Origin of the sequence: Vibrio crassostreae 9ZC13, from assembly GCF_000272045.2 — a bacterium.
GTDB classification, from domain to species: domain Bacteria; phylum Pseudomonadota; class Gammaproteobacteria; order Enterobacterales; family Vibrionaceae; genus Vibrio; species Vibrio crassostreae_C.
Genome location: NZ_AJYZ02000041.1, coordinates 1 through 6864, shown reverse-complemented (window position 1 = coordinate 6864; position 6864 = coordinate 1). Strand labels below are relative to the sequence as shown.

At 45.5% G+C, this 6864-nt stretch carries 2 protein-coding genes, 3 tRNA genes and 3 rRNA genes; 2 read left to right on the top strand and 6 right to left on the bottom strand.

Features of this window, described 5'->3' with window-relative positions:
- Positions 1–85 precede the first annotated feature (85 nt).
- Positions 86–161, top strand: a tRNA-Asn gene (locus tag A136_RS14405).
- 346 nt (positions 162–507) lie between these two features.
- Here A136_RS14405 and A136_RS14400 read toward each other — a convergent pair.
- Positions 508–903: a DUF2391 family protein gene (locus tag A136_RS14400; RefSeq protein ID WP_017060180.1), complete on the bottom strand. Its 396-nt coding sequence runs from the start codon at positions 901–903 to the stop codon at positions 508–510.
- A gap of 936 nt (positions 904–1839) precedes the next feature.
- On the opposite strand from A136_RS14400, the gene A136_RS22310 reads away from it, so the two are divergent.
- Positions 1840–2875 (top strand): IS630 family transposase gene (locus tag A136_RS22310; protein WP_102394396.1). Its coding sequence is split into 2 segments (ribosomal slippage): positions 1840–2298 and positions 2300–2875, totalling 1035 coding nucleotides; the frame shifts between segments, so codons are not numbered across the junction.
- A gap of 130 nt (positions 2876–3005) precedes the next feature.
- Here A136_RS22310 and A136_RS14385 read toward each other — a convergent pair.
- The 5 genes from A136_RS14385 to A136_RS14365 all read right to left on the bottom strand — a co-directional run bounded on the left by A136_RS14385 (position 3006) and on the right by A136_RS14365 (position 6532).
- A tRNA-Asp gene (locus A136_RS14385) sits at positions 3006–3082 on the bottom strand.
- A gap of 30 nt (positions 3083–3112) precedes the next feature.
- A 5S ribosomal RNA gene (gene rrf / locus A136_RS14380) occupies positions 3113–3228 on the bottom strand.
- 41 nt (positions 3229–3269) lie between these two features.
- Positions 3270–3346 (bottom strand) — tRNA-Thr (locus A136_RS14375).
- A gap of 38 nt (positions 3347–3384) precedes the next feature.
- Positions 3385–3500 (bottom strand): 5S ribosomal RNA (rrf, locus tag A136_RS14370).
- 138 nt (positions 3501–3638) lie between these two features.
- Positions 3639–6532, bottom strand: a 23S ribosomal RNA gene (locus A136_RS14365).
- Positions 6533–6864: the final 332 nt, after the last annotated feature.

Below are 6864 nucleotides of genomic sequence, written 5' to 3'. Positions count from 1 at the left end.
AGAGCAACTGACTTGTAATCAGTAGGTCACCAGTTCGATTCCGGTAGTCGGCACCATTCTCTTGATTAGAGACTAAACAATCAATTCCCCTTTAGTTCAGTTGGTAGAACGGCGGACTGTTAATCCGTATGTCGCAAGTTCAAGTCTTGCAAGGGGAGCCAATTAAAAGAAGCCGCATCATTGATGCGGCTTTTTTGCATCTAAAGATCCTAACTTCTCAATACAACTACCCTCACCTTTCAAATACCATATTCAATTCAGAAACCAACCGTTTTCATATCCTTCAAAAGCTACAAATTTTCGCTACTTGATGCTCTTCAATATCTCCCAACAACAAGCGACACGTTCAGGTAAAAGTCACTTATAGTAACGTTACTACGCATTTTATTAATCAGGAGATAGGTTGAAAAAATCAATGCTAAGTCTGGAAATGAGAAAGCTAAACAACGAATCAAATAAGCGCTAGAAAAGCTCTGTAAGGCGCTTCAATCCAAATTGAAACACAGGTCACTCTTTATCAAAACTATCCACTACAATAGCGCCCATAGAGGCAGGCATTGAAATAACGATCACTCTTTTGATCGATACAACTGGGTCACTCAATAGAGGTAATTTGTCCAGACAAGTCAGTACCAAAGCAACGACCAATGCCGTCATAACATAAGCAATAACTATTCTGAAAATAAACACCGGCAACCGAGCAACAACATCTTTTTGAAAGACACTCTCATACGTATAGAAGCCTAAGAACACCGCAGACAGTAAAAATAGCAGCAATAGATTAGCGGTAGGTAAAGTCTCCCCTAACTTCCAAGCCTCTTCAGAAAAAGAAATCGGCACGGCCAAGGCAAAAGATCCCACAAAGATCTGGCTCGCATCTTCAAAGTTAAAACTCAATTTCATAATTCGACCCATTAGGTTTAAGGCTTTATCCAGCTCTTAAAATAATCACAAAACTATCCGCCGATGGTTTCGGGGATTTTCTATTCTTACTAAGCAAACAGTAGTGACCTTCTAGCTCATCTTAGTCGCAATAACCAAAACATAACTTGAACTAACCAACAAGAAATCAATATGTTCAGAGCTAAGTGGTCAAACAACTAATTCATATCGAGTCAACAAGCACATCAGAATCGAAGACAGACCGGTAAACATCCTAAAATACCATCCTCTAGAACCAGAGAACATCGCAATCAGTTGGGGGATGAACCTCACTGCACGTGTAGGCACGGATACGAGGGATGCTTTATTTCTTAGCTTATATATCCCTTAAGCACAACTTTGGAGCGCAACCTAACAACTCTCACCTTTCAAGCTGAATCTACTCCGCTTCCATCCTTTGAAATGCTTCGAACAAAGCGCTTGATGCTATCGAGAGTGGTTTAAGCTGAATGTATAACAAGAGCTATTAAGTCGACTCATTAAGGGCTATAGCGCTCTTAGCAGAAGCCTCCATGATAGAGCCCTAATTACACGTATCCTATAGATTCACAGATAGAGCAGAAGTCAGATTTCGTAGACGAAAGGCTGTTAACTAATACTGAGAGCCACTCACTTAATAAAGGAAACATCTACAGCGCGTATGGCTCGAGTATCTGAATGCTAAACTTAAAGCTATATACGTTTGAAATAATGCTCGAGTCACCTCACAGCTGGAATCAGAAATGATGTAGTCCTAATCATGAGTTGGTTTTGGGGAACACCTGAGCTAAGAGCTGTGGGCTGCGGGAAAATCTTTTGTGTAAGTTATTCGACTGACGTGCGAAACACTATGATTTATACCAATTAAAGTAAAAATGTGATCTAATTAAGATTGATGAATTATTGTGAAATTTAGCCATGGATAGCCTTAATAACACTGACTTCAAAAAGCTTGCGAGCCAGCAAAAAACCATTCAGATGAAGATGCGTTTACTTGCGCTCGCACACTTTAAAGACGGCCTCTCTCGTACACAAATTGCAAAATCTCTCAAAGTCAGTCGAACCAGTGTCAATAAATGGGTTCGGATTTTTTTTGAAGAAGGCCTAGAAGGACTTCAAGAAAAACCTCGGACTGGTAGGCCTGCATACCTCACCGATGAGCAGCGGGCTCAACTCAGTGCCTTCATAAAAAAAGAAGCTGAATCACCTTCTGGTGGCCGCCTTGTTGGAAGCGATATACATGACTACATCGTTAAACACTTTGACAAGCACTACCACCCTAATTCCATCTATTATCTCCTCGACCACATGGGTTTTTCTTGGATAACTTCTCGTTCCAAACACCCTAAACAATCACAGCAAATACAAGACGATTTTAAAAAAATTCCAAATCGAAACGATCCTTAAGATCCCCGGCCATATTGGGCTAGAGAGTGTTGATGTCTGGTTTCAAGACGAAGCTAGGTTTGGTCAGCAGAACACAACAACACGTCTTTGGGCTACTCGTGGAACGAGACCTCGCGTAGTAAAACAGCAGCAATTTGAATACGCTTATTTGTTTGGCTCAGTGTGCCCATCGAGAGGGATTGGTGAGGCAATGGTCGTCCCTTGGGTTAACAAAGACATCATGATAAACCATCTAGAGCAGATATCTAAAGTCACAGAAAAAGACCGTCATTCAGTGGTAATAATGGATGGCGCAGGATGGCATACCGATGATATTGCTAACCCATTTGATAATGTCAGTATTATCAAATTGCCGCCATACTCACCAGAGCTTAACCCTATAGAGCAAGTGTGGAGTTGGTTAAGGCAACACTATCTAGCAAACCAAAACTTCATTGATTATAACGATATTGTTTCGAAGGTCTGTAGCGCTTGGAATGGATTTCTTGAGTGCAAAGATCGCGTCACAAAAATGTGTACAAGAGATTGGATTGACCTGATCAGTTAATTTTCCGGATTGGTATTATAAATGACGGAGTAGCTAGGATCTCAGGCGACCGGAGCTCGTGGTTGGAGACCGAATTATCGATACCCAGAAATGACGAAAGCCTAGTCATAAGACTAGGCTTTCTAATAAGTGGCGGAGTGGACGGGACTCGAACCCGCGACCCCCGGCGTGACAGGCCGGTATTCTAACCAACTGAACTACCACTCCGCAGTGTCTATTCAGCATAAAGCAATTTGAGCCTGACGATGTCCTACTCTCACATGGGGAAGCCCCACACTACCATCGGCGCTATTATGTTTCACTTCTGAGTTCGGCATGGAATCAGGTGGGTCCACAATGCTATGGTCGTCAAACAAATTCTGTTGTTAACTTGAATAATCAAATCAACTAAATATGGTGCTGATACCCAGACTCGAACTGGGGACCTCACCCTTACCAAGGGTGCGCTCTACCGGGCTGAGCTATATCAGCAATTCAAAAACCGTTTAAAAACGATTTTAAAATTTAAAGCCTGGCGATGTCCTACTCTCACATGGGGAAGCCCCACACTACCATCGGCGCTATTGTGTTTCACTTCTGAGTTCGGCATGGAATCAGGTGGGTCCACAATGCTATGGTCGCCAAGCAAATTTTGCTTTTACTTTCAGCTTTTTTAAAAACTGAAGGCAAAATAATCTGGAAAACTGTATTTAAAAGTTTATCTCTTCAAACTCATTCAAGCGTTTGGTCTTTCTTTGAGTCCACAAAACCCCTTGGGTGTTGTATGGTTAAGCCTCACGGGCAATTAGTACAGGTTAGCTCAATGCCTCGCAGCACTTACACACCCTGCCTATCAACGTCGTAGTCTACGACAACCCTTTAGGACACTTATAGTGCCAGGGAAAACTCATCTCAAGGCTCGCTTCCCGCTTAGATGCTTTCAGCGGTTATCGATTCCGAACTTAGCTACCGGGCAATGCCATTGGCATGACAACCCGAACACCAGAGGTTCGTCCACTCCGGTCCTCTCGTACTAGGAGCAGCCCCTTTCAATTTTCCAACGCCCACGGCAGATAGGGACCGAACTGTCTCACGACGTTCTAAACCCAGCTCGCGTACCACTTTAAATGGCGAACAGCCATACCCTTGGGACCGACTTCAGCCCCAGGATGTGATGAGCCGACATCGAGGTGCCAAACACCGCCGTCGATATGAACTCTTGGGCGGTATCAGCCTGTTATCCCCGGAGTACCTTTTATCCGTTGAGCGATGGCCCTTCCATTCAGAACCACCGGATCACTATGACCTGCTTTCGCACCTGCTCGAATTGTCATTCTCGCAGTCAAGCGGGCTTATGCCATTGCACTAACCACACGATGTCCAACCGTGTTTAGCCCACCTTCGTGCTCCTCCGTTACTCTTTGGGAGGAGACCGCCCCAGTCAAACTACCCACCAGGCACTGTCCGTAATCCCGATTCAGGGACCAACGTTAGAACATCAAAACTACAAGGGTGGTATTTCAAGGACGACTCCACCACATCTAGCGACGCGGTTTCAAAGTCTCCCACCTATCCTACACATGTAGGTTCAATGTTCAGTGCCAAGCTGTAGTAAAGGTTCACGGGGTCTTTCCGTCTAGCCGCGGGTACACTGCATCTTCACAGCGATTTCAATTTCACTGAGTCTCGGGTGGAGACAGCGTGGCCATCATTACGCCATTCGTGCAGGTCGGAACTTACCCGACAAGGAATTTCGCTACCTTAGGACCGTTATAGTTACGGCCGCCGTTTACCGGGGCTTCGATCAAGAGCTTCGACCGAAGTCTAACCCCATCAATTAACCTTCCGGCACCGGGCAGGCGTCACACCGTATACGTCATCTTACGATTTTGCACAGTGCTGTGTTTTTAATAAACAGTTGCAGCCACCTGGTATCTGCGACTCTCGTCTGCTCCATCCGCAAGGGACTTCACTGATAAGAGCGTACCTTCTCCCGAAGTTACGGTACCATTTTGCCTAGTTCCTTCACCCGAGTTCTCTCAAGCGCCTTGGTATTCTCTACCCGACCACCTGTGTCGGTTTGGGGTACGATTCCTTACAATCTGAAGCTTAGAGGCTTTTCCTGGAAGCATGGCATCAATGACTTCACTACCGTAGTAGCTCGACATCGTATCTCAGCGTTAATAGCGGTCCGGATTTACCTAAACCACCCGCCTACGTACTTGAACCTGGACAACCGTCGCCAGGCCCACCTAGCCTTCTCCGTCCCCCCATCGCAATTGTAAGAAGTACGGGAATATTAACCCGTTTCCCATCGACTACGCCTTTCGGCCTCGCCTTAGGAGTCGACTTACCCTGCCCCGATTAACGTTGGACAGGAACCCTTGGTCTTCCGGCGAGGGAGTTTTTCACTCCCTTTATCGTTACTCATGTCAGCATTCGCACTTCTGATACCTCCAGCAGCCCTTACAGACCACCTTCAACGGCTTACAGAACGCTCCCCTACCCCACATACCCTAAGGTACGTAGCCGCAGCTTCGGTGTATAGCTTAGCCCCGTTACATCTTCCGCGCAGGCCGACTCGACCAGTGAGCTATTACGCTTTCTTTAAATGATGGCTGCTTCTAAGCCAACATCCTGGCTGTCTGAGCCTTCCCACATCGTTTCCCACTTAGCTATACTTTGGGACCTTAGCTGGCGGTCTGGGTTGTTTCCCTCTCCACGACGGACGTTAGCACCCGCCGTGTGTCTCCCGGATAGTACTTACTGGTATTCGGAGTTTGCAAAGGGTTGGTAAGTCGGGATGACCCCCTAGCCTTAACAGTGCTCTACCCCCAGTAGTATTCGTCCGAGGCGCTACCTAAATAGCTTTCGGGGAGAACCAGCTATCTCCAGGTTTGATTGGCCTTTCACCCCTAGCCACAAGTCATCCGCTAATTTTTCAACATTAGTCGGTTCGGTCCTCCAGTTGATGTTACTCAACCTTCAACCTGCCCATGGCTAGATCACCTGGTTTCGGGTCTAATCCTAGCAACTGTACGCCCAGTTAAGACTCGGTTTCCCTACGGCTCCCCTAAACGGTTAACCTTGCTACTAAAATTAAGTCGCTGACCCATTATACAAAAGGTACGCAGTCACACCACGAAGGTGCTCCTACTGCTTGTACGTACACGGTTTCAGGTTCTATTTCACTCCCCTCACAGGGGTTCTTTTCGCCTTTCCCTCACGGTACTGGTTCACTATCGGTCAGTCAGTAGTATTTAGCCTTGGAGGATGGTCCCCCCATATTCAGACAGGATATCACGTGTCCCGCCCTACTCGTTTTCACTGATTATGATGTGTCGGTTACGGGGCTATCACCCTTTACTGCGAGACTTTCCAGACTCTTCACCTGCATCATTAAAAGCTTAAGGGCTAATCCAATTTCGCTCGCCGCTACTTTCGGAATCTCGGTTGATTTCTCTTCCTCGGGGTACTTAGATGTTTCAGTTCCCCCGGTTTGCCTCCTGTTGCTATGTATTCACAACAGGATACTTACTTATGTAAGTGGGTTTCCCCATTCAGGAATCCCAGACTCAAAAGGTTATTACTACCTAATCTGGGCTTATCGCAAGTTATTACGCCTTTCATCGCCTCTGACTGCCAAGGCATCCACCGTGTACGCTTAGTCACTTAACCATACAACCCGAAAGGGTCTTAGCGTATGGCAACTAACCAAGGTTTTTGGTTGTCATTAAGAAGGGTTAATTCTCAATGACTGTTTGCCGGACTCAATTGTGATTCAAACAAGTTTGAATCGAATACAAGACACTTGAATGTGTTTGTTGTGTTTATCTAATGAAAGATAAACATTGAGAACTTTTAAATTTGATTGAATTACTCGTAAGTAATCAATCAGTCAGCTTTCCAAATTGTTAAAGAGCTTGATTCAATAAATTGAACCATTTTTAAAGGCTCTCGTAAGACTTTTTGTCGAACAAGAACGCTTAAAGATGGTGGAGCTATGCGGG